Here is a 26,133-nt window from a genome sequence, read left to right as displayed (position 1 = left end):
GTTACTTATTGTTTTTTTGCACTATCTCATTTACACAGTTTAGCGCATTCAAAGTTCTTGGGAAGCCTATATAAGGCATACATTGTGTAATTACATTGATAAGTGTATCTTTATCATTTCCAACATTTAAATTACCTTGAATGTGAGCTCTAAGTTGATTTTCACATCCTCCTAAGGCACTAATAACACATAATGTAAGTAATTCTCTAGTTTTAAGTTCCAAACCACTTCTTGTATAAAAATCTCCAAAACACATTGCTGATAAATAATTTTGAATGTGCTTTAGATTTTTCGGAGCATTTGCCCTCATAGTATCAACATGTTCTTCACCAAATATCTTCTTCTGTACAGTGATACCTTTCTCCAAGCGAGTATCTTCTGTTGTAGTAGACTGTTTTTCTACTGGCATGGAAATTCCACGTTCTGTAAAAACTTTATTCGTCTCCAAAAGAGCATTCTGTACCCTTGCAAATCCTATGTATGGTGTACACTGGTATAGAATTTCTTTGATTTCCACTGGTGTTATTCCAATATTCAAGGCAACCTCAATATGTTCCCTGCATTGGTCCATAGTTTGATTCGTTGTCAGCACAACAATCGTAATCATTTCGCGTAGCTTTTTATCAAGGTTACCATGTTTCCATACTTCGCCGTATAAAAATCTGTTCATGGTATCATAAAATTCTGGATCTTTCTGATTCTCTGATAATTCCATATTTCTAAATAATTCTTTTCTTACTTTGTCACTGTATTCTATTCTATCCATTACGTTCATTCCTTTCTGAATCTAACACGATTCTATTTTAAATTTTTCCCCATTCTATAGGCTTGTTCTGGATAATCTGTTCGTTCAATGTCACTTCTGGTACCTACTCCTGTTGCCAATAAAATGCCTGTATCTTCCCATTTAAGATATTTCACAATGGTTTTGTAATGGGATGCAAGTTCCTTCATGGTCCATTCATATGCATCATAAGAAGTAGCCATGAGCATTGCTTTTTTATGGCTTCCCATCAGTTTATAATTATTGGCATAGAAACGGTCTATAACTGTTTTTAGTTGGGCAGACATACCGAAATAATACAATGGCGTTACGAGTACAACCAAGTTTGCAGTAAGCAGTTTAGGGTTCAACTTATTCATGGAATCATCATGTACGCATGGCCTGCTACCCATCATACAATAATCACAGTCGAGACATGCGTTTACATTTTCAAAAGCTGAATTAAAACGAAATACATCATTTCCTGCCTCCTGTGCACCTTCTATAAACTTATCTGCAAGAAGCGCTGATGTTCCGTTTTTATGTGGGCTTCCTGTAATAACTGTTATTTTCATTTATATCACCTTCTTTTAATTTACCTAACTTTTTATCAATTAAGAATTATATAACACCGTATTCTATGGTATTTTTCTTAACTTCGCTGCTTAAAAAACAGACTGCCTGTTATTTTGGCTTGCTGTGAAAAGTGTGATTATACAAGCTACTGCCACTAGCAGGCTATATCCAACTGCTATCTCAAATAAGTTGAAGATGTTGGATAATCGCCCTACAATCAGATTTGGGACTGCAGCACCACTGTAGGATATGAGATAAATAGCTGAAAGCACACCTGCTCTGTCTTCCTGGTTGGTGTTATCAAGTAATTTACGCATACTTCCTGTAAATGCTGTACCCCAGGCTACTCCCGCGAATACACTTGCTATTAGGAACGGAATTACGATACCAACTTTAAGCGAAACAAGGATAGCTACTACACATAGAAAAAATGCTGACATACCAATCTTCTGAGCTGCATGTGGTTTCAGGCGGCCTGCCAGCGAACCACCGATTGCACTGGGTGCCATCATGCAAGCAAATACTGCTGCTGCTACCAGCGTATTCTTTGTTCTAAGCTGTTCTGCTGCCATGGAAGAACTGAAAGCCTGATAAAATCCGCCAATGGCCCAAGTTCCAATAAAAGTACAGCTGGCAGCCGGGAGAAGGTAGCGAATTTTTTTAGGAACTCGAATTTGTGGAACTATGGAGGCAACGGCCCCTTTGGTGCGTGTAATTGTTTCTGGGCTTACTGAAATCAGCACTGCACATCCTATAAGTACAATGATGAGTATTCCAAATATCAGTGACAGTGAGCCGGAACCATATTGTTTCAGTGCACCGGAACCAAAAGCACCAGCAGCGAGTCCAATCATAGGTGATCCACTAGTAACAGCAGCACCTATCCAGACTGGAGAGGCTGGCGCGTTATCTACCACGTATGCAGTAATTGTACTGGATGCCAGACCACAGGCCAAACCCTGTATGAATCTTCCACTCAAGAACATTAGTGTGTTATGAATGAAAAAAAATATAAGACATCCGATTGCAGCTAGCCCTAATGTAGCAAGTACGACCGGACGACGGCCCAAATAATTTGACAATCTAGCAAACATCAACAGTGCAATTACAGTTCCAACAAAGTATGCAACTGCTGTCATGGAAAGATTTCCATTTGTAAGACCAATAGTCTGACGATAGGTATTATAAAAAGGAATTGGGGCAGACGAGGCTGCATAAACCATAGCTAAAGAGCAGGTTGCTCCTATGAAACCTACTTTTCTCCGATTTTCATTCATCATTGTGGTTAATTTAGAATCATCATTTAAGTCCATCTTCATTGTCCTCCTATCATTTTTTATCGTTAACTATTTTTATATTTATCATAGTTGAATGTTATTTGAGTACATTTTCTTTGCAAAGCTTATTGTACCTTATCATGCCAAATGATACTGCTGCAAGAATTACGGCAATAGCAACTGATCCAGCTGCGGCGATGCTTAACTGTAAGACAGAGCCGAACAGACTCAGCATGATTCCTGAGGCTTCTGGAGCCAGCAAGACCAGGTTAAACTGCATACCTGGGCCAGATGCCCACGCCGAGAAAGCCCATAGCATAAGTAATGGAATGGTGACGAAGGTTGATCTTGCTATAGTGGACAGTAACACCAGAGCTATCACATGGACAATCAGGCTGCCCATAAGTGATCGAGGAATACCGATTCGATCTGTCATAAATCCGCCGAACTTGGAACCTATTAAAGTAGCAATGCCGAAAGCAAACAGGGAAACGCTTACTTCACGTTCGCTCATTGATGTAACAGTTAGCAAGAAGGGGGCAATATACGCATAAAGCATTGCATATCCTAACTGCCAGAAGAATGTTACACCAAAGCCAACTACGATTTTCAGGTTTTTAAAAAGAGCTAGTTGTTTGCTTAGAGGGACGATTTCATCGCCTTTTGTCATTGGAATTGTCCATGCAATGGCAAATATTGCGAATAAACTAAGAATACCGATACCTCCGAAGATTACCTTCCAATCGTATGTCGCAGCCACAACACGGCCAATTGGGACACCAACAATAAGAGATGCACTGAATCCCGTTATAACAGTGCCAATGGCTCCAGCTTGATGTCCGGGGGGCGCTAACTCTGATGCTACGGTCTTGGCAACAATGACAAAAACTCCGCCCCCTATGGCAAGTACAACGCGGGAGATGATTAGAAAACCGAAGCTGGGAAGAGTGACTGTCAAAATGCTGCCAATTACCATTATGAAAAGAGAAAGCATTAATAACTTACGTCGATCCATTTTGGCTGTTACCATTACAAAAATTGGAGAACCGATGGCGTTGGCAATGGCGAATACGGTAATAAGCTGCCCTGCTGCCGATACCGATATATGTGCCCAGGCAGCGATTTTGTCCAGAATACCAGCAACTACATATTCCGATGTACTGACTACGAAACTAATAAAGGCCAGCATATATATTTTCCAGGTGTTGTTCATTATATTCTACCTACTCCTTTACCAATAATTTTATAATTCTAAAAGCGTGGATACAACGGCTAAGTAAAGAATTTGATTGTTTACCACTCTCACTTAATATACCTTTTGCTGTCCTTCTTCAAAGATGTCCTTAAAGATATTATGCTATTCTCCAACCTTCTTTGAATTGATACCATACTTTTTTTATTTATAAGATTCCTGATAAATTTTAATACAATCTTCTATGCTTAATTCACTTCTATCACACGTGAATAACTTGGCCATTGTCTCTTTTGCCTTTTTAGCCAGTGCTTTAAATTCTTCTAGTTTGATATCATAATCGGACATTTTCAAGTTTGCAACTCTGCATTCTTCCTGCAATTTTACTAACATTGTGATGAAGTCCAGGGGTTCTTTAGCATCGTTCATACCCATTGCTTTTGTCATTTATATAAATCTGTCATCACATATATGCCTATTAATAAAATGTGTAAAATAGGCTTTACTAATCATAATAAGACCTGCACCGTGTGGAAGTTTCTGATGATAGGCCGACATGGCATGTTCCAAGGAATGCTGGCTTGTAACAGCTCCCACACACATTACCGTGCCGGAAAGTGTATTACCAAAAGCAATCTTTTCACGTGCGTCAATGTCACTTCCGTCTTTCACTGCTTTGGCAAGATTTCGTCCTATATTTTTTATGGCTGTAATTGCATACATGCCACTTATAAGATTGACACTATTAGAAATGAATCCCTCTACGCTATGAAATAATGCATCAAATCACTGATAAGCAGTAAATTGGGATGGTACAGACATCATAAGTTCTGGATCAACTACTGCAAGAACACGAAATGTATCATTACTACCAAATCCTATTTTTTCGTGATTTTCTCCATGTGTTATAACTCCCCATGGATCATTCTCTGAACCTGTTCCAGCTGTTGTTGTAATGGCTATAACAGGAAGGGGTTTATGTTCAATTGACTTTCCTTTTCCTGTTCCACTGAGTACGTAATCCCAACAGTCTCCACTATTGGTAACCATAATTGCAATTGCTTTTGACGCATCCATACAACTTCCACCACCTAAAGCAACAATAAAATCACAGTTATTTTCTTTTACAAAAGCACTGCCTTCCATAACGGTTAATTTCAATGGATTGGCTTGAACTTTGTCAAATACAACTGTTTCAACATCTGCAAGCTTTAACTGTTCTTCCACTCTGGCAAGGTAACCGTTTTCCCTAGCAGATTTTCCATTTAAAATTACAATCATTGCTTTTTTACCGGGCATAATCTGATTTTTCAAGTTGTTTAGGGCGTGTCTGAAAACTATTTTTTTACTATACAAACAGTCTAATTAATGCGATTTACTAACACAAAATAGCCTTTCATTGGCATATATTCCTCTTACTTTTTTGTTGTTTAGCAATTTTATTTGTTCATTTTTGAGTTTTCAGACACGACCTAATTAGCCTACTCCAAATAAAGTTCTTATTGGTATATACATGTTAAAACTCATATTTAATCCTCCAATTTTTTAGATTTACTTATGGTTACTGTTTCTGGAGTAATTATACTCTTTGAAGTTAACTCCAAGTCAATACCTTTTTTCACAAAATTTTTTAAATATGTAATTAGCTAAGTAATAGAGACAAATGCTGATAATACAATTAATTTAACACTAACTCAAAAAACTGCCGATATGGTATAAACTATCGACAGTTTTCTGTTAATCTTATCCAATAAAATATTTAAATAACAACAATTAGTTATCCTCTCTTTTCAATTGTTCTTCTTTCACCAATACTCTTTCTTCATATCCATCAATTTTCTTATCCAAACGTTCCAATGTTTGCTGCATTTGATTAATTCTTTCGGCAAGTTGGCTACGTTGTTCTATCAAAAGTTGTTTTCTAGCCTTAATTGTGAAATTGCCCTGCTGAAACATAGTTATATACTCAACTAATACTTCAATGGAAAGTCCTGCATTACGCATACATTTGATAAATTCAACCCAATTGCAATCTTCTTCTGTGTAGTCTCTAATCCCACTTGTACTTCGATTAACATGTGGAATCAAACCTATACGCTCATAATACCGCAATGTATCAGCTGTTAAGTTATATTTTTGACTTACTTCTGCAATCATCATAGAAAAGTACCTCCTTTACCCAATAAAATTTACTTTTACCACTTCGTTCAATAATATATATATCCTTTTTTGTTACTTATCTGTAGAAATGAAGCTAGCAAGAAAGTCCGCTTCAAAGGCATTATACATTTATAGGTTGTCTCCAATTCTATTCAGCCACGCCTGTACATCCAGCTCTGCACTTTTTCCACCATCCCCATACACCACGAGTTCATCCAAGACAATAGAATTTTTACACAACTTGGAAATATCATTTATATAATGACCCTTCCCACCGCCACCATGGGTACAAAATGGAACCACCGTTTTACCCGACATATCGGCGTGGGACAGAAATGTAAACACTGGAGGTGCCATAGTATGCCACCAGATAGGTGTACCGATAAATATGACATCGTAGCTATCCAGATTGTCAGGAATGGCTTCTAGCTCCGGCATGAATCCAGAATGGATCTCTTTTTTTGCCTGTTCAACGCAAGTACCATAATTACTTGGATAAGCCTGGACGGGATTAACTTCAAATAATTGGCCGCCTGTTTCCTGCTGAATCAACCTAGCAATATTACCTGTGTTACTTGACCAAGAATAATAAATAATAAAAATCTTTTTATTCATTTTAATATACTCCTTATATAATGTGTTTAGGTTAATAAAGATAACCTATGTTTATTTCATACTTTACCACTTGGAGCTAACTCTAAGTCAAGCGTATATTTAAATTTCTAAGTAAAATGAAAAGGTAATTTCTTGTTTGCACTACTTAATTCGTGTTTCGTGATTTTAGTCTTGCACGATATTTGCTACAATGAAACTCTTAAATGAAATCTGAAGTCCAATTTGGGTGGTGTTAGCGGAATTTAATCCTACACAACTCTGGAATTTAATTTTGCACAAACTCTAGAGTTTACCTTTGCACAAGATGTATAATGTTTCCATGATATTTGCCTGCCAGAAGGAGGCAATTTTTATGGAAAATTCAAATGACAGGTACCGGAAACATCTTACGTTCCAAGACCGCTATGATATTGAAGAGGGATTAAATCATGCCTATTCCTTGACCCATATCGTAGAAATGGTCGGAAAGGATAAAAGCACCGTTTATAGATTTGTATTTTGTATTATAGAATGGTAATACAATTAAATACTTTGGTAAACCCTATACAACCTATTCCTTATGAACCTACTCAAATATATGGAATTACAAATGATGATGTTAAAACGGCTCCAAGATTTAATACTGTGTGGAATAAACATTTGAAACAAATACTTTCTAAGTAACCGATGCATTCTATAACTAATAATTAACTATAAAATACATCTGTCTAGATTGGCTTGATAACATTTTTCTTGCAACTAGAGGATGAAGTCAGAAGACTTGGCGTTCCAGACGGGTATGGACCTTATTATGGTGTAGCTTTAGGATCCAAGCCACTAAATAAAGAAATAATTGTCCCTAAAAGAAACTTAAATGTAGTAAATTATATAAGATAGGCTATTATCAAATATCAATTTTCCAACATTTTGCCATTATATAATCATCCTATGAGACTCCCCTATAAATTTACTATTTGTCTACAGAGTATATAAATGGTCTTTACTTCGCAGTTATTAACAATTGGGCGACACTTCTTAATAAAATTTTATATACTTTAATTTTTTGTTGTTAGCCTAATGAGCATAGCTACAATATGACCACTTTTATGGCTAATAGGAAGTTTTAATTGTAATAAACTTTATGTAATACAATAGTGTTGTATATTGGAACTGTTTTTGATATGCTACAGCTCTTAAAAAAATACATTTTGATTTCTCCATAGCTTAATCCTATTTTGGTCGAAGTAAACTTAGGTACGCCGCTATGCTAGGCTATTTAGTTTATTATATATTTAAAAATTCAACATCAAACTGACTATAAATATTTCTAAACTCACTTAATATTTCTCTTCTTAGAGAATCCATTTTTTCACAAGCCATTGATGATAGTAAATGTACTCCGCACTCCGCAGATCCACATCCGCACAAACGTATTTCATTATCACTTATCAACTTGTCATATGTACTTCTAAGTATTATTAATTTATCAACAATTTTTCCTAGTCTTTTTCTGGCTTCATCATCCTTAATTTTTGATTTAGGATAAATAATTTCAACAATTGTATTATCTCTTAATCTGTACACTCCAGTATTAATTGCTTCTATTGTATCTTCAATTGCTTTTTTAAAGTTTGGCAAATTACTTTCCAGATAAAAAGGAGTTTTAAATGCTGGTCTATCAAAACAATTTCCAATTTTCTTGAAAATTTCTTCATCTGGTACCTCTATGTAATTTCGAGATTTCCCAATACTTTTGCTTAACAATTCAAGTATTTTACAAAATTTTGTATAATTGCTGCTATAAAGTTGTTCAATATCTCTTATTAACTTTTTATCAGTTATAATATCTTCACTTTTGTTAAATTTAAAGTATATTTGATTATATTTGTATTTTCCAAGCTTCACCTCTTGAAAATTTAATATTAAAAACCTCACTCCGTTTTCATATTTTTTGTCAAGTTCATTATTTACGAATTTTTCTAATGTATCTTTAATTTTCTTGCTATCAACCCTAGATGTAACTTGAAATGCTATCTTTGATTGTTCGTCCCCTAAATCTATTGCACAAACATTTCTAATGTCACTATTCAAATCAACAAGCTCATAGCTATATAGTATATTTAACAATTTTAAAGCCAAACCCTCAGAAAGTTTATTTATATCATATAAATTTATAAAATTATTAAGTCGTATCTCACCTATCCACCTAGTTATCAAACCTACTACTTCCTTAAGCTCTCTTTCCTTATACATAGACTAGACCTCCTAAAAGCATTTACAATATCATCATAATTTTTCCATATATATTAGTAATAGTACTTATTCTAAATTTATACCACATACTAATTAGCAAAGTTCTATTTTCACACCTAAACATTGTTTTTTCCTTAATTTCAGATATATAACTGAATACCATATAAAGTTATATATCACTTATAATAATGAATTTTCTCATCAATATATTTAAATAACTTACCTTCCAACAAGGCATAGCACTTATTCAATATAGATAATCTGTCAATATTGTTTTCAAATATTCCTGACACTTGCTTAGAAAACACATTCCAATCTATATCTCTAATCATCGAATCACCATTTTCTTCGGTAATTATGTTGACGTTCGGGGTTTCTACAATATCTTTATAAAAAAGCACATCATATGATGGACATATATTATCATCTTCCGTTTTAACAAGTTTAATGTAAACATCAATATCGTTTTTAGTAAGTTTTAATTCTTCATATAATCTACTAAAATTATGCCTTAAAAATTTGTGGTATGAATCATACACATTAGTAACATAAGATTTTAGATTTACAAGTAAATCATTATTATCCCATACGTTCCAAAATGAACTTCCATAATTACTCATTCGTATATAATTACGAGGTTTAAAAATTCTCTTAACCGAACCAATTCCTAGAGATTTTAATATTCTAATTGAATCAAGTAATGTAGTAAAAGGAAATTTTTCATTGTAAAGTATTATAGGTTCATACGATAATTCTCCTTTTTCTAACGATTTGTATAGTTCTTCTAAATTAGTATCTTCATGAATAATTGCTAATCCTGAAAAAGGATCAAATATGGGAACTTGCCCTACAACCCTAGTATAATAACCTTTATTAATACTTTTAGAAGATAACTCCGCAAATATTACAGGTAATAACTTAGTAACAACTATAGAAACTTCATTTATATCACAACTATCATTAAAATATGTTCCCTTTAGGGTTTCTGATTCTCTGAATTTGTATTGCGCTGCTATCATATCCATAAAGGTAAATAGTATATTGCTATATAAAGCTCTTGAGTTATTATCAATGCTAAGGAAAAAATTCTTTAATATAACCTTAATCTTATCTTTTATTAACTCATATGCTAATGCTTTATAGTGATTTCTAATGGGATTATAATTACACATTCTAAAATTATTATATTTATCATTGAAATTTTTAGCTTCGGCATCCGACATTATTCTGATTTGAACATTATTCTCGAAATATGAAATTGGGTATATTGAAAAACCTACATAATTTTTGCTATAATTGTGAATTGAAATACCCACCTTCCAGCTACTGGGATAGAAAAAGTCTTTAACCACTTGAAAATCAGTATCTAATAAATTATTGTAATAATCCAAGAAATTATGCACTTCCTTAAAGTAATCCTCTCTCATTCCTAATGAAGCATCTGAAAATTTTTTTAAATCATCATATTCTTGTCTATGCACTAAATAATATTTATACTTTTTTTTATGTTCTAAAATTGTGTTTGTCCAATCAATAATATAATTTGTATTTGATATAGATATTTCATTCTCTAGTTTTAAATTTATACTTTTTGACTTTTGGTTAGGTCTAATTGGTAACTCTTTTAAATAATCCTGTGAAGCATGTATCCAGTATAATTTTTGTTTATCAGTATCTCCATAAATAAACAATACTGGCGAGTCTGAAACTTCCATAGCATAATTGATTGTACTAACAGGCATATTGGGGTATTTTCCATTATGGTTCTTTGGTAATGTTTTTATTTGAACTTCAAATTTACCGATAGGTTCACTGTTGTCATTTACAAGTTCTATAAATCCATCAATGTTTGGATACTTATCTCCGGACACAATAAAATTACTCATAACTCTTTCATGTGATGCTAATATATATTTTAATAAACTTACTGTTTTATCATCTTGTTTTGCATTATCTGTGTAGCCTGGCAATTTCATTAATACTCCTCCCTCCAATACAGAATATATTATTCCAGCTAAAAGTGAACTTATTGACACTCATAAAATTAAATGTTTCTCTCGTATATTCCAAATTACTTATGCATGATTTACGCTATACTTATTTCTCATGGCATCCCAACTACCAATTATAGACATTAGATACATTGAAATTTATGCATCTAATGTAAACCATATGATATAAAACTCTTACAATAAAATATTTTCAACAAAAATTGATTCATTCCTCTAATTACCGAGAAATATATAAATCTTTCGTATACAAATTATCGACAATTACTGCAAAAAATAATAGATATACTCCATGCAAATCATGTAATCCACCACAATGGATTCTAAACCCTTCGGGTCTTCTTTCTTTTTGTTCAAAGTTTTCTATGGATACAGTATCTATATTTAAAGTGGTTTTAGTGGGAGGAGAATGTTTTGTTCATATGTAGGGCAAGGTTAGGCTTAGTTGAAAGGGGTGGGGCATGAAACGACAAGGCTAATTTTATACATACTGCCTAGTAGGAGCAGAAAATATATATGACTTTTTTATCTACATAGCGATTTTTTAGTTAAATAACTAATATATAGTACCCTCTTAGATATTTTGTAAAAGACTCTTATTTTTCTTAGTACTTTACAAAATGATGATTTTTTACTATATATAATTAAACATAAAATATACTACAAAGCTGTTTCGTTTATCTAGGCTCCCACGAAAATTCTCACACACTCACGCTATATTTGTTTCAATTTGAGATATACATGACACAAATTTCTAATATAAGAGTCACGACCAAGTAGTGACGGAAAAAACCCCTATAATTAAACATCATTCAACGCACTTTTAAAGCTATTTATTACTTATTCAATTATCCCAAGGAATATCCTAACAAAAGCCTTAAATATGTAATAATAGTGTTCTAGAACATGAAAATTTAAAGGTGCACTAACATTGGTGGAAGTCTACTCTTTTGTGTCAGTTTGAAATATTCACTGCCATCCACACTCCAAAGCACAAGAAACCCACGTAACAGAATGAGACATTTTAGTGGGTAGCTAGTACGAATATTGGAGCAATCAATATTAGGAGTAAGATAGGGTTAATTGATATATAAAATAATTAATATATTGTATTTGTAATGAAATTTACTATTATATAAAAACACAATATGGATAATCATATTAATTGAGGAATAATTTGAAAAAGTGTGTTGGCTAGTATATAATTTATTTAGAAGAAATTTGCAAAGAAAATCGATTTTTGAAATACAGCATTGTAAAAGGAGAAAGTATGAAATGGGAACACCAATAAATGATCAAAATCTGATAAATTTATTATTAGGGAAAAAAATACAAGGTATTATACAGAACGAATTGGAGAAGGTTAAGTTTAACGATAAGGATGAGTTACCTCACCCGTTGTGTAAATATATTATGGATAAGTTACGAGAAATGAAACCTAAAAAAGAGAATACAAATATCCAATACGAAAGTGGTAAAGATATTGAAAAGATATGGAATAATTTAATAGTATCATCTATAAAGTGTTTAAGGTTTTTTGATGAAAGGGAGCCATTTAGAGGTGACGGTGATGAGATGCCTGATAAGATTCCTATTGCATATGGGAGTGATAACTTAAAGAAATACAATGAAAAATACACTAGCTTTGAATCGGTTCTTTATGGAGGAAGTAAGTATTATCGGGATCATGTTTTTCATTCATTTCGCACATGGCTTTTAGGAATTGTGTGTATATTAAATGAATGGAAATTAGGTAAGAAGCCTTTTATTTATTCTATAAAAATAGATGGAGAAAAAGAAGAAAGTGTATTTAATCGTAAGATTAATTTTTTTGAAAAGATAAGTATGTGGACAATAGTGGCGGCTTGCCATGATCTGGGATATCCACTTGAGAAAACTAAAGATATATTTGAGAAGACTCAGGATATGATGAAGGAATTTATATATGAGCCAAGGATATGGAATAACTTTAATTTTAGTGGTATACAAGATAGTATTAACGATTATATACTAAATTTTATGTGTACTAAAATGAAAATGGGTGAGGAAGTAAAAGAAAAGATTAAAGAGGAAAATAAAGAAAGTGGAAAAATTGAGGAAGTTGAGATAATAAATAACTACTATAATGGAAGAAAACAACCTAAATACTATTTTAAATATGCTAAGTCGTTAGAGGGTTATAATCATGGAATATTAAGTGCGATTATAGTATATAAGACTTTAACATATTTTAAAGAAGCGGATTTCAACCTAAATGAGGATTATGAATATAATGAAGAGGAAGCAAAACAATTTTATATAAGGCGTGAAATTTTAAGAGCAATGTCATCTCATACGTGTTCCGATATATATAACGTTGATTTATCTACTTTTTCTAGCTTGTTATTTATTTGTGATGAATTACAAGAATGGGGAAGAAAGTCGTGGCCAGATATGTATAAAGGAATGGAAGGAAATGAAACCCAGCTTACAATTAATAAATTTTCTACTGAAAATATAGTGGTAGATGAAGTAATTGATATGAAATCCGTAAGTAATGAAGAAATAAAAAATAAAATGAAAAGAATATATACAAATCAGTATGAGAATTATAAAATCATATTTAGAGATGGACAAGATTCAGGAAATAGAAAATATGGATTCTGTAAAAAGGCAACAATTAATTTAAATAATGGAGGAGATGGACAAGAAAGAAGTATTATAATTGAATATGGTGTAGGAAATGTTAATATGAATGAATTTAAAGTTACTTATAAAGGTGATGACATTATAAATAAAGAGATACTGGATTTAAAACAAGAATTAGCTGATTCTATATATGGTGGTATTACAATACAAGATGGAAAAAGTGATAAGGAAAGACTAGAATATCAAAGGAGTTTATTGGAAGATAAAATAAGAAAAATGGAAAGAGAGAAAGAGAAGTTAGATGAAAAGATAGCGGCAGCAAAGTAAGCTTGCTATCATTTTGGAGTTCAGCAGTATAAAATATAGAAACTATATATATATTTAAAATAAACAAAAATTTATTTTGACATATAGGATAGAAGGATAAGGGGGGGAAAAAGTGAGACATGTATCAATAGAAATTTGTCAAAGATGCCCTAACAAATGTATTCATTGCTCATCTGCGTCAAGCAAAGAATGTAATACATATATTAGTATAGAAAAGTTAAAAGAAATAGTAGATGGTCTAAAGTTATTAGAAGCTAAGTCTATAAGTATTTCAGGTGGAGAACCATTCTTGCATAGTGGGCTATTAGATATAGTATCTTACATAAACTCAAAGGGAATTGATATAAGTATATATACAAGTGGAATAGTTTTCAATGAATATGGGGAGTATTCTTCTTTAGATGGTAAAGTAATTAGCAAATTGAGCAAGATAGGTGTAAATAAATTAATATTTAATGTTCAGTCTTTAAAGGAAGAAAGATATGACGAAATAATGCAAACAAAGGGTAACTTACCACTGTTGATGGAGTCTATAAAGTTATGTAAAGAGAATAATATTTTTACAGAAATTCACTTTGTTCCTATGAAACTTAACATTGATGAAATAGATGATATGATTAACTTTGTAGGTAAATTTAATCTAGATATGTTAAGCTTTTTAGGGCTAGTACCACATGGAAGAGCTAAGGATAATGAGGAAAAAATACTTTTAGATGACGAAACTAGTGATATGATAAAGAAAAAATTAAATGAGTTAATTAATGAAAAGACTAGAGTTGGAATTCCTCTACAAGTTGATGATAGCGAATGCTCATGTTATGCAGGTAAAGAAAAGTTATATGTTAAGTTTGATGGTACGGTATATGGATGTGAAGCTTTTAAATATATTCCACTATGTGATGATGATAACAATGAAATAATTCCTGACTCCATACATGATAGGAGAATAGAAGTGATTTTTATGAATTCAAAATACTTGCAAGCAGAGGCTAAATTCATAGAAGAACAGAAAAAAGTTTTGAATAGTCCAGAAAAGTGTCCAGTTCAAAGATGTTTAAGATGTAAAGGAGGGAATAGAGCTAATAAAAAGTAATATGAATCTGATAGAATTTAAAAAAATAAAAAAAACCACTAATAGAGAAATTACTATAATTTGTAAGGCTGCAATTGTTAGAGCAGATGAGTTAACTAGATATGTAAATAGATACAAAATACAAAAAGCATGTAAAACGGGATGCCCCAACTATGGGAAAAAGTGGAGCTGTCCTCCTTATTCTAAATCTTATGATGATATTAGTTGGCAATATAACAATGCCATTGTATTTTGTTTTAGCACCTCAATGAGTAGGTATCTAGATATTAAAAATAAATATTTAGCTATGAAGGCTGCTAATGTTACTTTAAAAAGTTCAATAGAAAAAGCTGCTAGAATTTTAGAGAAACAGATTGATGGTTATTCATTGTTAAGCGGAAGTTGCAGGTTGTGCAAACCATGTCGGTGTAAACAACAAGAGCCTTGCAATCATCCCAATAACATGAGATATAGTATGGAGGCAACATACTTAGATGTAGATGCTTTGTCAAAAAAAGTTTTATCACATGAATTGTTGTGGTATAAGAACAAGGTATTACCTGAATATACAACCACTGTATCAATGGTATTAACTAATTATAAAATAATTAATAATAATGAATTAAAAGATTTATTTGAGACAATAGTTTGATTAAAATATTAAGGAATAAGTTGTACTTTCTAATTTAAAATTATTCGAAAATATGTTTTGTTTTTTTTGTATCATGTTCCAAATATATACCATTTAGCAAATAAAAATGTAACATACTAAAACCGCTGAAATTACTATAATTATGTATCTAATATATTTAGATAAGGTTATATATTGTGAGAGGATATATTAAATATAAGTTTCCACTATATTTAAATAAATAAGATTAGAGTCTAAATAATCATAACAATTATCAATTTATTGAAAATAAAACGTTTAGTTAGTCAGTGGAAAGATAAGAACTTGCCAATTGCGCCCGGCCGATGATAGGTATAAATATGTTATGATATATACGGTGAAATTCAAAGGTTTACCAGGTTTAAAAAGATTCTTTTGGTAGTATACTACGAATTTACTACCAATGAGTAGATAAATAATAAAAGTTAAGATACTTTAAGAAATGCTAATAAAATAATGGAGTTTCCTTTAACCCTTGAAAATAAATATTTAGTACGAGCTATTTAAATTTATATTAAGATATTTTAATTTTAAATTATAGGATACTGCTCATGTAGAATGTGTCTGCCTTTTACACAAGGAAGAGATGGGTAACTCAACTCCAAAACAGTTAAAGGTGATTAATAATGAAAATAATTGAAACAGAGAGATTGTTTCTGAGAGAACTGCTGATTGATGATAAAAAAGAATTAATGCAGGTTCTATCTGATCCTGAATCTATGCAATTCTATCCACATCCGTTTAGTGAAGAAGAGGTAGAAAAGTGGATTCAATGGAATATTGAAAATTATAAAAAATATAAACATGGATTATGGGCTGTAATATTAAAAGAAGGCGGGATATTTATTGGAGATTGCGGCATAACAATGCAAAACATTGGTGATAAAACTGTACCGGAAATTGGTTTTCATATTATTAAGAAATATTGCAACAGGGGATTTGCATCGGAAGCAGCTCTTGCCTGCAAGGAATACGCCTTTAAAGTTTTACAATATCCTAAAGTATTTTCGTATACCACAACACGAAATATTCCATCACAAAAAGTTGCTGAAAAGATTGGCATGCGGTTTTATAAATATTTTGAAAAGAACGGCCAGAAACAGATTGTTCAAGTTGTAAATACGAATAATAATTAAGTTTGATTGTCTGTTCATTATTTTTGCCAAGGCCTCATCAGTTTCAAACGGCATCTTTATTAACGCATTAAGGCATATGGAATGTGTAGCTAAAATATCAAGGAATACCAATGATTGTAGGGAATAAAACAATATAAAAAATAGGTTTTGCCACCCATTTACTACCGCAATTTATTTTTGGGTATAAATATTTGGTTTAAAAGAGTGGGCAGCTCTCTTGCTCCTGAATTAAGTAAATGAAGGACAAAAGCATTTCCAATGCTTTTGGTTCCGTCGGCTACGGGTGTGCGTTCATCCTCAAGTTCTTTTCTTATATCAAATAACCATGAATTATTTCTCATAATAGAAATACCTTCTTGTTTTTAAGTTATTTTACTTACTTAGTATAACTAATATAACTTGACCACAGTACGTCAGGTTTTGGAATGATATTTACTTACCATATTATCCAAACGAATTGAGATCTCCTTACGTATACTTTGAGGTTCTATCACCTCCAGCATTGTACCGAAAGAAAAAAGATAATTGTAAATCCATTCACCACCGGGTAGGGAAATAATCACAGTATAGGAGTCATCCTTGTTTCTTATTATATTTTCTTCTTCAAAATCATCATATACACGGTAAGCTCCTTCAGATGATATTTTGAGAGTCAGCTTAACCTGCTCACATGCTTCGTCTGGAGATTTAGTAATAAGCTCCTGTGAACTCTGGTGCATACAAGACTCCTCAGTAATATGAATATCAGACATACGACTTATCTTAAATGTTCTGTATGTTATTTTCTGGCGGCAATATCCTTGTAGATACCAGGCTTTATCTTTAAAGAGTAGTTTAAGAGGTTCAACTTTACGGTGACTTTTTTCTCCGCTTATATTGAAATAGGAAAAAGTAATTACCAGATGTTCAATTATGGCATCTTTAAGAAGGCTAAAAACTTTTTTTTGATTTTTATCACTTCCCCAATTAGAAAAATCCACTTCAATCCAGCTTATATTACCTTTTTTAAAAAGGCTGCTCAATTTTGATAGCACATCATCAAGTTCAGGATATTGAACTGCCGACAAGCTTTGAAGAGCTAGCAGAATCTTATCCTGTTCTTTTTCTGAAAGTAGTGACTTATCAAGTACAAAATTATTAAGCAGAGAAATCCCGCCACCTTTACCTTGACTTGCATATATAGGAATACCTGCTTGGCACAGTGCATCAATATCTCTATATATAGTCCTCACAGATACTTCGAAATGTTCAGCCAGTTTGCCTGCTGTTACAGACTTCTTCTCAAGTAGAATATATACGATTTTAAATAATCTACTTATCTGCATAATATCACCTCATTTAAAAATATAAATCACATAACTTGACAACACTATGTCATATTATGTGATTCTTTAATGAAAGTATGCGCTATTATTCTCACCATCTCCTCTAAAGGATATTTTCATTTTTGCTTAGAGAAGAATAAAACATGACGTGGTGTGGTCAGGTTATACCTGTTACTATTAAAAATGTTCCCAGTATACAATACGAGAGAAATAAAATAAAAAAATTATGTAATTGAACCATATTTTACCTCAACCAGTGATTAAGATAAAAGGCCTCTTCTTTTAATTTTTAATGAGGATTCTATTGCAATTGATGAAGGGCAAGAGTATAAGGGGTTAACAAAAATTACGGAGTAGAGTGAACATTATCATTTTGCTTTCAAACTTAAACTTGAAGTTTATAGTAGTAAATAAAAAGGTAACAAGACTAGAAAGTTTATTCCTTTCCGCCAAACAGTAAAAGAATATTAAGAGAGGAGAGATATATATGAATAATACTGATTTTATCAAAGTTAATTCTGAGAGATGTACTAAATGTGGATTATGTGTAGAAGTCTGCAGGGGAACTCTAGTCATGGGTAACCTTGGACCCAAAGTTGCTAAGAATCTTTGTATTGAATGTGGACATTGCGTCGCAGTTTGTCCAAATGCAGCTTTGGACAGTATCAGAACTCCTTTACAGAATCAAATACCAATAAAAAAAGAGTATATAATAGATTTTGATACTGCAGCGGGCTTTCTTCGTTCTAGGAGATCCGTGCGCAGCTTTCAGAAGAAGGGGGTGCCTCGGGCTACTGTTCTTGAGCTTCTTGATATAGCCAGATTTGCACCTACAGCCTGTAATTCTCAAGGAATCTCGTATCATGTGATAGATGATTCTAATACTCTGCATCAAATTTCCTCTATGATAGCAGATTGGGCTGAGAAGGCTATAGAAGTGGGTTCTTTAAAGAATTCACCATGGGTTCAAAATACTGCTTCTACAATAGCTCAATATCGTAAAGATGGTAAAGACACTATTTTAAGAGATGCACCGTGTTTAATAGTAATAACTGCTAAGAAAGACCAAAAAGCACTTGGCCGTGATAACACACACTTTTCATTAGTATATGCTCAATTATATGCCCCAACATTAGGACTAGGCAGCTGCTGTTCAGGATTGTTTGAGTATTGTGTTACGGATGAATATGCGCCGCTACTAAAAATACTCAATATTTACCCCAACAGAGTAGTAACCGGCGGGTTGTTAATAGGATATCCATTATATAGTTTTAAACGGTTAGTGGATAGAGCTCCTTTGCAGGTTACTTGGAAATAAAGAATGAGAGAAGCCGTTAATAGATAAAAGAAGGGTAAGATTGTGGAAGAGCATAATCATTAGCAACGCTTACTGCAGCAGAATTGAGCTTGTGCTTGCTATTTTTCGCAGAAATGATTCTATTCAATCCATGGATATACCGAATACAGGTAAACCCCGCTCAGATGTTCTGATGTTAATGAATTGGTTTGTTTCTAGATTCCTAGAGATGGGAAAGGATGTTGTTATCGGTATGTTAAGTGATACAGCTACTGGATATCACCTATCCCTAGATTTGCAGAATCACATACATGAATCAAACTTAATATGCATGTCTGTCATTTTAGAACAGGCCGTTGGTCGCGGTGAGGCACGTGCAGATATTTCAGCCATAATATTTACATTACCAATAGATTTGTTAAGGGCAGAAATGCTTATAAGTAGAGAAATCGTTACACAAAGTTTCTTAGAGAAAATTGTAGATGAAATATTTTTGCCACTTGTGCGAATATAGATTAACGCGTTGCGCTAGATTCCATATGCCAAAATATTCAGATTTGAAATTGAGATATTAGGATTTTTATTTGCTAGTAAATTTGTTGGCAAGATTAAAAACACTGTTGAAGAGTAAAAATCTTAGGAAATCACTAAATCCTTAAAAATCAACGCAGCAAAGCTTTAGTTATTTTGATAACATATTTATAGTCTTTACTGCAAATAACTACGAACCAGTTGGCTAAAGCACATGCTGTGTGCAACATTATAAATTTAAGAGTTTTTAAATATTATTATCTATTATTCAGTATAAATGTCTACAACCTTTGCTACATAATCATCATATCTAGATCGTGCTAATACCACAAAAGACTGTCCTTCATCTGGTATTTGGACTCTGTATGCCTGGGCGTTAGCCCTATCAAGGTTGTCATCCCTATCTATACTTACTTTAACTCTATTTGCTACTTCATAATCCTCTAATATACCTACAACTCTATTTTCCAGCTCTCCCGTTGGACACTCAAGTATTCTAATTCTATTAATTGCTTCATCAACTTTTTTCATTCTGTTTCCCTCCTATAGATTGGTTCTACTTTGTATTATGTCCTTTTGCCAATAAAAAATTTATTTGAGGCTATTGAATTCTTCTTGTATAAAAATTCTTAATTAATTATTACAAAGTATTAAATTTTTATATTTTTAAAGGGTTTTGTTGTTTATCGCAGAAATATTTATTTGATAGATAGTAAGTTACTTATAAAAGGAGGATAACTTTGAAAAGTAAATATTCAATAGTTAGATTCATATTTGGGATATTAACAATCGTATTATCCATAAGTGCATTAATAAGCTATACCCATAGAAAAGTGATAATGCCTTATGTGCTTACTTCTTTAGGTGTTTTTCAAATTTTTAATGGTATACATTTTTACAGGAAGAATAAAAAATCAGAGGGCATACTAACAATTTTATCAAGTGCATTTATTTTTGTTGTTGTAATTATAATTGTGATGTTCTTATAAAAGGTAGCTTTTAAATTATGGTGGCAAAAATGAATTTGCTACCTGCACATAAATTTTACTATATTCATTTGTGTGTAGATATGATTCTTTAGGTTAAAATATTTCTTTTAAGTGCTCATATTTCGATGGTTGCACGCTTATATATGTCCAATCTAAATTATGTATGTTACAGGTATTAAACATATGCTCATGTTCAGTGTGTAATAATGATGGAAGATCATGGTTAAAGGGCCAAATGAGACGGTTTACCACTATATATAATGGTGATGACAAAGGGTCGTTGGAAGGATATGACCTCCAAAGCGGGAATTTCATACAGGAAAAAGCAAAGGCATCAGGACAGTAAATCTTGATGCCTTTATTTTTATACAGGGGCATAAATGAAGTGGCTTTCCAGTGTCAAATGAAACCATGCGATTCTTTTTTCCTCTGAAGATCATCACCTATCCTCAGTACGACTGCTCAATTCTGCTAATATGATATTGGATTGTTTTGAATCTCTCTAATATCCTTAAGAGGGGACAAACCAAAGAGCCTTTTATATTCCCGATTAAATTGCGAAGGACTTTCATAGCCGACTTCCAGCGCGGCGGTGGTGACATCCATGGATCCGGTTAGCAAAAGGCGCCTGGCCTCCTGCAGACGTAGTTGTTTCTGGTACTGTAAAGGTCCCATTGTTGTAATCTCTTTAAACTTATGTTGAAGGCCTGATACGCTCATATTACTGAACTTAGCAAGCTCGGAAGCGGTAAATGGGAGGGAGAAATTTTCTTTTATCCAGCCGATTGCTTTTCCTATGCCATCAGATTGCTGATCATAGAGGGCTTGCTGAAGAAAAAGGTGTCCATATTTGCCTGAGACTAAATGATAGATCATTTCACGCATCATAAGGACGGACAGAAAAGGAGCAGGTTCGGGCTTATGGGCGAGGCTAAGTATGCGAACGAACAGTTCAAGTAGATCTGTATCAGATTTTCCGATGAACGCGGCTGTGCTTGGCTTCTTGCTCCTGGAGGGAAGCTCAATTTTAGCCTCAGCCACAACGGAAGCAACTTCCTCTGCTGTAAAGTCCACGCGCAATCCGATATAGGGGAATCCCTTTGTTGCTCCAACCACTCGTCCGGATGCAGGCATGTCAATGATGGAAGCCAGATAGTCTCCTTCATAATAATGTGCAATATGCTCTCCAAGGTGAAGTTCTTTTGACCCTTGCAGAATAAGACAAAAAGCTGGTGTAAGTACACTTGGAATCAATGGTGATTCATAGGTATGGCGGCAGATCGATAGATAAGGGAGGGCTGTCTTTGTAGTACCTTCTGCAGTAGTAATCCTGTTTGTCATTGAAATTAGCTGGGACAATATTTCTTGATTATTTGAAGGATTCTGATCTGACGTGGGGATATTTGTTGTTTTTGACATTTGTTTCAACATTTTATCACGCTACCTTTATTTTTTTCATCACACATAATGGAATATTACGATTAAGTATAGCTTAAACAAAGGTAAAGTTCAATAAGGTAAAGTATTCAGTTTTGCGGTTTTAGGCAATTTTTATGCAGAAATGTACTACCTAACGCCTGCGTTTTAAGGAATAATAATAAAAGGAAAGGGGATTTTCTATGACAAAACAAATACCACTTAATTCAGGTTTGGAAGCAGCAAAAAAAATAATAGGAGGAAAAAATATGAATGTTAGTAAACGAAAACTTGGCAGCCAGGGGCTTGTGGTTTCTGCTATTGGCCTTGGCTGTATGGGTATGAGTCAGTCCTACGGACCAGCGGATGAAAAAGAATCAATTGCCACGCTTCATCATGCTATTGAACTCGGATGTAACTTCTTTGACACAGCAGAGGGATATGGTCCCTTTACTAATGAGGAACTGCTTGGCAAGGCATTTAAGGACAGACGGGATCAGGTAGTAATTGCCACAAAATTTGGGTTCCGTTTTGAAAATGGAAAGCAAGTGGGCAGCGAACGCGACAGTCGTCCGGAGAATATTCGTGCAGCGGTGGAAGGCTCCTTGCGCAGACTGAACACAGATTATATTGATTTGCTCTATCAGCACCGTATTGACCCGGCGGTACCGATTGAAGAAGTAGCAGATACGGTAGCTGATCTGGTGAAAGAGGGTAAAGTGAAGTATTTCGGTCTTTCTGAAGCGGGAATTTCCAATATACGACGTGCCCACGCTGTGTATCCGGTAACCGCACTGCAAAGTGAATATTCCCTATGGGAGCGCAATTTAGAGCCGGAAATTATTCCAGTCCTTCGTGAGTTGGGAATCGGCCTGGTACCATTCTGTCCCCTAGGCCGTGGCTTCCTGACAGGAGAGATCAAACGCGCCGAAGAATATCCTGCCGAGGATAGCAGACACGCCGATCCCCGATATCAGAGTGGTAATTACGATGCAAACAGAAAAATAGTGCAGGCTGTGTATGATATTGCAGCGGACAAGAATGTAAAGCCAGGACAAATCGCGCTTGCGTGGCTGCTTTATAAAGGCCAGAATATCATCCCGATCCCCGGTACAAAGCATCGTAGTCATCTGGAGGATAACCTGGCTGCCGTGGAAGTAGAATTAAATGAAACTCAAATGAGGATACTGGATGAAGCTCTGGCTCCCGAGAAAGTTTCCGGGCAACGCTATGCCGACTGGATTATGGAGACAATAGATCGTTGAAAGGTAACTTTCCAACCAGAATGGTTATTTTGGTAATGCACGTTTTAGCGGGTAGGGGATTTTCCTCCACCCTTTATTCTATCCGGAGGTCGAAATAAAGACGGCAGATTCATGTTGTCAGCTCTCTTTTAACTGAATATAATCAATATCAATACTCTTTCTAAAAGGTTTCTAAAAAATGTCTGGCCACAGAAGTTAGATAGTGATTTTTAAGCCTTGTTATGACGATGTTTGTATTTAACTGAAGTTCCGGAATCTCTTTGCACTTTAAATTTTGCCTATGTGTAAGATTAGTCCAATCCTTTGGTACGATTGCTACGCCAATTCCAAGTCCTGCTAATAATAATATTGATCTGGTATCTTCAATTTTACAAAGTATTCTTGGTTCTAATCCCTTTTTATGAAAAAAACCTGTTATGTCTTTTTCAAATCTTCTGTGAACTAATAGAGGTTTTGTAGAAAGTTCTTCTAAGGATATGTAGTTATCATTTTTTCCTAAGTCTATTTGATCATTTGATACTGCAGTCATTGGTTCAACAGGTAAAGGTATAGATTCAAAAATCTCCAAATTTAAAGGACTGCGAACAATACCAATTTCTATAACGCCTCTTTTTAGCAATTCCAATATTTCATCTGTGCTGCATTGACGTATTTCAAAATTTATATCTGGATACTTTTTATGAAAATCACAGATTTTTTGTGTTAAGAGATTTTCAGTAGCAGAAGATAAACAGGCAATTGATAAAGTACCTTTAATTCCTTCATTGAAATCTTTTAATTCTTTAATGGTCTTTTCAGCTAAATCCAGTATTTGTTTGGCTCTGTATGCAAGCATTTTACCTGCTTCCGTTACTTGAAATTTGCGAGTGGTTCTCTCTACCAATTTTACTTCTAATTCATCTTCAAGGAGTTTAAGCTGCTGGCTTAAATAAGGCTGAGTCAGATGCAGTCTATCAGCAGCTTTTGTAATACTGCATTCTTCAATGATAGCGAGAAAATAAGACATCTGCCTGTTATCCATAATAATCACTCCTGTGTATTATTTATAATTATTTTCTTATATGTTATATAGGTTTTAGATATTTTTCTTATATATTATTTCTTGATATAATAATACATGGGGCATCAGGTAAAGTCAAAGGATAATGAATTTGAACTTTAATTATATTTTAAATTTAACTAGGAGGGGATTATGAATTACATTCAAAAAGATACAAGGGAATTTCGTGTGGCTAGTATTGCCCTATTTGCGGGTGGGTTTAATACTTTTGCTATCTTATATAGTACACAACCTTTAATGCCATATCTATCTAGGGAATTTGCTATTTCGCCAACTATGGCTAGTTTATCACTGTCGGTGACAACTTGTGTTTTAGCAGTGAGCATGTTGATTTTTGGTTCATTATCGGAAGTATTGGGACGAAAGCCAATAATGTCTTTTGCTATATTTACATCATCCATTCTAGCAGTGTTATCTGCATTTGTTCCTAATTTTCATAGCTTACTTGTACTGAGGGGTTTGCAGGGCTTTGTTTTAGCAGGACTACCAGCAATTGCTATGGCTTATATCAGTGAGGAAATTGATGGGGCAAGCTTGGGTATGGTTATGGGATTGTACATCAGCGGAAATTCTATTGGTGGAATGAGTGGACGTATTATTATTGGGGTTATTACTGGTCTTTTTAATTGGAGAGTGGCACTAGCATGTATAGGGATTTTGGGGGTTCTAGCTAGCGTTATATTTTGGGCCAAGTTACCGGCATCCAAACATTTTGAACCACGTTCTTTTGAAATAGATAAATTATTAAAATCTATGGGCAATCATCTGAAAAGTCCTGATTTGATTTGCCTATATTGTATTGGTTTTTTGATTATGGGGAGTTTTGTTGCTTTGTATAACTTTATTGGTTTTCAGCTAGTTAAACCTCCATATAGTCTTAGTTCAACCCTAGTCAGCTTTATTTTTGTTATTTATGTTGTGGGAACATTTAGTTCTACTTTTATGGGACATTTGGCAGATACTCATGGGGAATATAAAGTCCTTTATATTGCACTTTTAACAATGTTTATTGGGGCATTTATAACATTGGATATAAAACTGGTATTAAAAATTATTGGTATTGCTCTTTTGACCTTTGGTTTCTTTGGATGCCATTCAATTGTTAGTGGTTGGATTGGTAAAGTAGCAACGCATGATAAGGCACAAGCTTCATCATTATACTTGCTGTTCTATTATGTAGGCTCTAGCGTTGGAGGAACTGCCGGTGGAATATTTTGGTCTTCATATGGATGGTATGGAGTTGTTGGTATGATTGTATGCTTTTTAGCATTAGCTTTCTTTATTTCAACTCGACTGCCATCAATTACAACAGTTATTAATGCACAAAATCACAGATAGTATGGATATTCATTATTATAGGCGCCCTAGTACCCATATGGACTACAGCCGGCACCGTTCCTGCCATAGTATATTACGGAATAGAGCTAATTAACCCAGGGCTGTTTATATTATATGTATTTCTAATAAGTTGTCTGATGTCTTTTTTAATTGGAACGTCAACAGGAACTACGGGAATTGCTGGTGCAGCCATGATGGTAATGGCAAGAAGCGGAAATGTAAATCTATCTGCCACTGCAGAAGCCATCATAGTAG

General features: G+C 33.7%; 24 protein-coding genes and 1 pseudogene. 10 read left to right on the top strand and 15 right to left on the bottom strand.

All coding sequences use genetic code 11. The features are described 5' to 3' along the window. Window position 1 precedes the first annotated feature (1 nt). From ACJDU8_RS10740 to ACJDU8_RS10710, 7 genes and pseudogenes are all read right to left on the bottom strand, one after another. Complete coding sequence (locus ACJDU8_RS10740; protein ID WP_406792155.1) at window positions 2–766, bottom strand: carboxymuconolactone decarboxylase family protein; 765 nt, start codon at window positions 764–766, stop codon at window positions 2–4. A 32-nt stretch (window positions 767–798) separates the two neighbouring features. Then, window positions 799–1,338, bottom strand: a complete 540-nt coding sequence (locus tag ACJDU8_RS10735; protein ID WP_406792154.1) for a flavodoxin family protein — start codon at window positions 1,336–1,338, stop codon at window positions 799–801. Between the two features lie 90 nt (window positions 1,339–1,428). Continuing rightward, complete coding sequence (locus ACJDU8_RS10730) at window positions 1,429–2,652, bottom strand: MFS transporter (RefSeq protein ID WP_406792153.1); 1,224 nt, start codon at window positions 2,650–2,652, stop codon at window positions 1,429–1,431. A gap of 61 nt (window positions 2,653–2,713) precedes the next feature. Continuing rightward, window positions 2,714–3,829 carry an MFS transporter gene (locus ACJDU8_RS10725; RefSeq protein ID WP_406792152.1) on the bottom strand — a complete coding sequence of 372 codons (1,116 nt, stop codon included), beginning with the start codon at window positions 3,827–3,829 and terminating at the stop codon, window positions 2,714–2,716. A 183-nt stretch (window positions 3,830–4,012) separates the two neighbouring features. Then, window positions 4,013–5,164, bottom strand: a pseudogene (locus tag ACJDU8_RS10720) (iron-containing alcohol dehydrogenase). 417 nt (window positions 5,165–5,581) lie between these two features. Further along, complete coding sequence (locus tag ACJDU8_RS10715; RefSeq protein WP_406792151.1) at window positions 5,582–5,968, bottom strand: MerR family transcriptional regulator; 387 nt, start codon at window positions 5,966–5,968, stop codon at window positions 5,582–5,584. 129 nt (window positions 5,969–6,097) lie between these two features. After that, window positions 6,098–6,583, bottom strand: a complete 486-nt coding sequence (locus ACJDU8_RS10710) for a flavodoxin (protein ID WP_406792150.1) — start codon at window positions 6,581–6,583, stop codon at window positions 6,098–6,100. Window positions 6,584–6,935: 352 nt separating this feature from the next. Between ACJDU8_RS10710 and ACJDU8_RS10705 the strand changes: the two genes are divergently transcribed. Beyond that, the gene (locus tag ACJDU8_RS10705) at window positions 6,936–7,100 is read left to right on the top strand and encodes a helix-turn-helix domain-containing protein (protein WP_406792149.1); all 165 of its coding nucleotides are present in this window, start codon (window positions 6,936–6,938) and stop codon (window positions 7,098–7,100) included. A gap of 746 nt (window positions 7,101–7,846) precedes the next feature. Here the strand turns inward: ACJDU8_RS10705 and ACJDU8_RS10700 are convergent. Both ACJDU8_RS10700 and ACJDU8_RS10695 read right to left on the bottom strand, forming a co-directional pair. Continuing rightward, entirely contained in the window at window positions 7,847–8,815 is a 969-nt protein-coding gene (locus tag ACJDU8_RS10700; protein ID WP_406792148.1) for an SMEK domain-containing protein, read from the bottom strand. A gap of 176 nt (window positions 8,816–8,991) precedes the next feature. Beyond that, window positions 8,992–10,791, bottom strand: coding sequence for a DUF4365 domain-containing protein (locus ACJDU8_RS10695; RefSeq protein ID WP_406792147.1), 1,800 nt, complete (start codon window positions 10,789–10,791; stop codon window positions 8,992–8,994). Window positions 10,792–12,099: 1,308 nt separating this feature from the next. Here ACJDU8_RS10695 and ACJDU8_RS10690 point away from each other — a divergent pair. From ACJDU8_RS10690 to ACJDU8_RS10675, 4 genes are all read left to right on the top strand, one after another. After that, window positions 12,100–13,779: a hypothetical protein gene (locus ACJDU8_RS10690; RefSeq protein ID WP_406792146.1), complete on the top strand. Its 1,680-nt coding sequence runs from the start codon at window positions 12,100–12,102 to the stop codon at window positions 13,777–13,779. Window positions 13,780–13,891: 112 nt separating this feature from the next. Then, window positions 13,892–14,872, top strand: a complete 981-nt coding sequence (locus ACJDU8_RS10685; protein WP_406792145.1) for a radical SAM protein — start codon at window positions 13,892–13,894, stop codon at window positions 14,870–14,872. 1 nt (window position 14,873) lies between these two features. After that, on the top strand, window positions 14,874–15,503 hold the full coding sequence (locus ACJDU8_RS10680) for a DUF2284 domain-containing protein (protein ID WP_406792144.1): 630 nt from the start codon (window positions 14,874–14,876) through the stop codon (window positions 15,501–15,503). A 644-nt stretch (window positions 15,504–16,147) separates the two neighbouring features. Continuing rightward, a complete protein-coding gene (locus ACJDU8_RS10675; RefSeq protein WP_406792143.1) occupies window positions 16,148–16,657 on the top strand; it encodes a GNAT family N-acetyltransferase in 510 nt (169 codons plus the stop codon). A 161-nt stretch (window positions 16,658–16,818) separates the two neighbouring features. On the opposite strand, the gene ACJDU8_RS10670 is transcribed toward ACJDU8_RS10675, so the two are convergent. Continuing rightward, on the bottom strand, window positions 16,819–16,998 hold the full coding sequence (locus ACJDU8_RS10670; RefSeq protein ID WP_406792142.1) for a hypothetical protein: 180 nt from the start codon (window positions 16,996–16,998) through the stop codon (window positions 16,819–16,821). Window positions 16,999–17,070: 72 nt separating this feature from the next. Continuing rightward, window positions 17,071–17,982 (bottom strand): helix-turn-helix transcriptional regulator, encoded by a 912-nt coding sequence (locus ACJDU8_RS10665; protein WP_406792141.1) that lies wholly within the window; start codon window positions 17,980–17,982, stop codon window positions 17,071–17,073. Between the two features lie 487 nt (window positions 17,983–18,469). Here ACJDU8_RS10665 and ACJDU8_RS10660 point away from each other — a divergent pair, with 487 nt between their 5' ends. Together ACJDU8_RS10660 and ACJDU8_RS10655 are read left to right on the top strand one after the other, a co-directional pair. After that, window positions 18,470–19,300: a nitroreductase family protein gene (locus ACJDU8_RS10660; protein ID WP_406792140.1), complete on the top strand. Its 831-nt coding sequence runs from the start codon at window positions 18,470–18,472 to the stop codon at window positions 19,298–19,300. Between the two features lie 40 nt (window positions 19,301–19,340). Next, the gene (locus ACJDU8_RS10655) at window positions 19,341–19,793 is read left to right on the top strand and encodes a TetR-like C-terminal domain-containing protein (protein ID WP_406792139.1); all 453 of its coding nucleotides are present in this window, start codon (window positions 19,341–19,343) and stop codon (window positions 19,791–19,793) included. Between the two features lie 281 nt (window positions 19,794–20,074). Here the strand turns inward: ACJDU8_RS10655 and ACJDU8_RS10650 are convergent, their stop codons facing one another. Beyond that, window positions 20,075–20,341: a hypothetical protein gene (locus tag ACJDU8_RS10650; protein ID WP_406792138.1), complete on the bottom strand. Its 267-nt coding sequence runs from the start codon at window positions 20,339–20,341 to the stop codon at window positions 20,075–20,077. A 209-nt stretch (window positions 20,342–20,550) separates the two neighbouring features. Between ACJDU8_RS10650 and ACJDU8_RS10645 the strand changes: the two genes are divergently transcribed. Further along, entirely contained in the window at window positions 20,551–20,799 is a 249-nt protein-coding gene (locus ACJDU8_RS10645) for a hypothetical protein (protein WP_406792137.1), read from the top strand. Between the two features lie 471 nt (window positions 20,800–21,270). Here ACJDU8_RS10645 and ACJDU8_RS10640 read toward each other — a convergent pair whose 3' ends face one another. Then, window positions 21,271–22,230 carry an AraC family transcriptional regulator gene (locus ACJDU8_RS10640; protein ID WP_406792136.1) on the bottom strand — a complete coding sequence of 320 codons (960 nt, stop codon included), beginning with the start codon at window positions 22,228–22,230 and terminating at the stop codon, window positions 21,271–21,273. A gap of 188 nt (window positions 22,231–22,418) precedes the next feature. On the opposite strand from ACJDU8_RS10640, the gene ACJDU8_RS10635 reads away from it, so the two are divergent. Beyond that, window positions 22,419–23,480, top strand: a complete 1,062-nt coding sequence (locus ACJDU8_RS10635) for an aldo/keto reductase (protein WP_406792135.1) — start codon at window positions 22,419–22,421, stop codon at window positions 23,478–23,480. Between the two features lie 160 nt (window positions 23,481–23,640). Here ACJDU8_RS10635 and ACJDU8_RS10630 read toward each other — a convergent pair whose 3' ends face one another. After that, window positions 23,641–24,501 carry a LysR family transcriptional regulator gene (locus ACJDU8_RS10630; RefSeq protein WP_406792134.1) on the bottom strand — a complete coding sequence of 287 codons (861 nt, stop codon included), beginning with the start codon at window positions 24,499–24,501 and terminating at the stop codon, window positions 23,641–23,643. A 171-nt stretch (window positions 24,502–24,672) separates the two neighbouring features. Between ACJDU8_RS10630 and ACJDU8_RS10625 the strand changes: the two genes are divergently transcribed. Then, window positions 24,673–25,878 carry an MFS transporter gene (locus ACJDU8_RS10625; RefSeq protein ID WP_406792133.1) on the top strand — a complete coding sequence of 402 codons (1,206 nt, stop codon included), beginning with the start codon at window positions 24,673–24,675 and terminating at the stop codon, window positions 25,876–25,878. Between the two features lie 73 nt (window positions 25,879–25,951). Here ACJDU8_RS10625 and ACJDU8_RS10620 read toward each other — a convergent pair whose 3' ends face one another. After that, window positions 25,952–26,128: a hypothetical protein gene (locus tag ACJDU8_RS10620; RefSeq protein ID WP_406792132.1), complete on the bottom strand. Its 177-nt coding sequence runs from the start codon at window positions 26,126–26,128 to the stop codon at window positions 25,952–25,954. Window positions 26,129–26,133 lie beyond the last annotated feature (5 nt).

It is taken from the genome of Candidatus Clostridium eludens, assembly GCF_045310515.1.
GTDB classification, from domain to species: domain Bacteria; phylum Bacillota; class Clostridia; order Clostridiales; family Clostridiaceae; genus Clostridium_B; species Clostridium_B eludens.
Note: the sequence above shows the minus strand (reverse complement) of the source record. Positions and strands in the feature narration are given on the sequence as shown.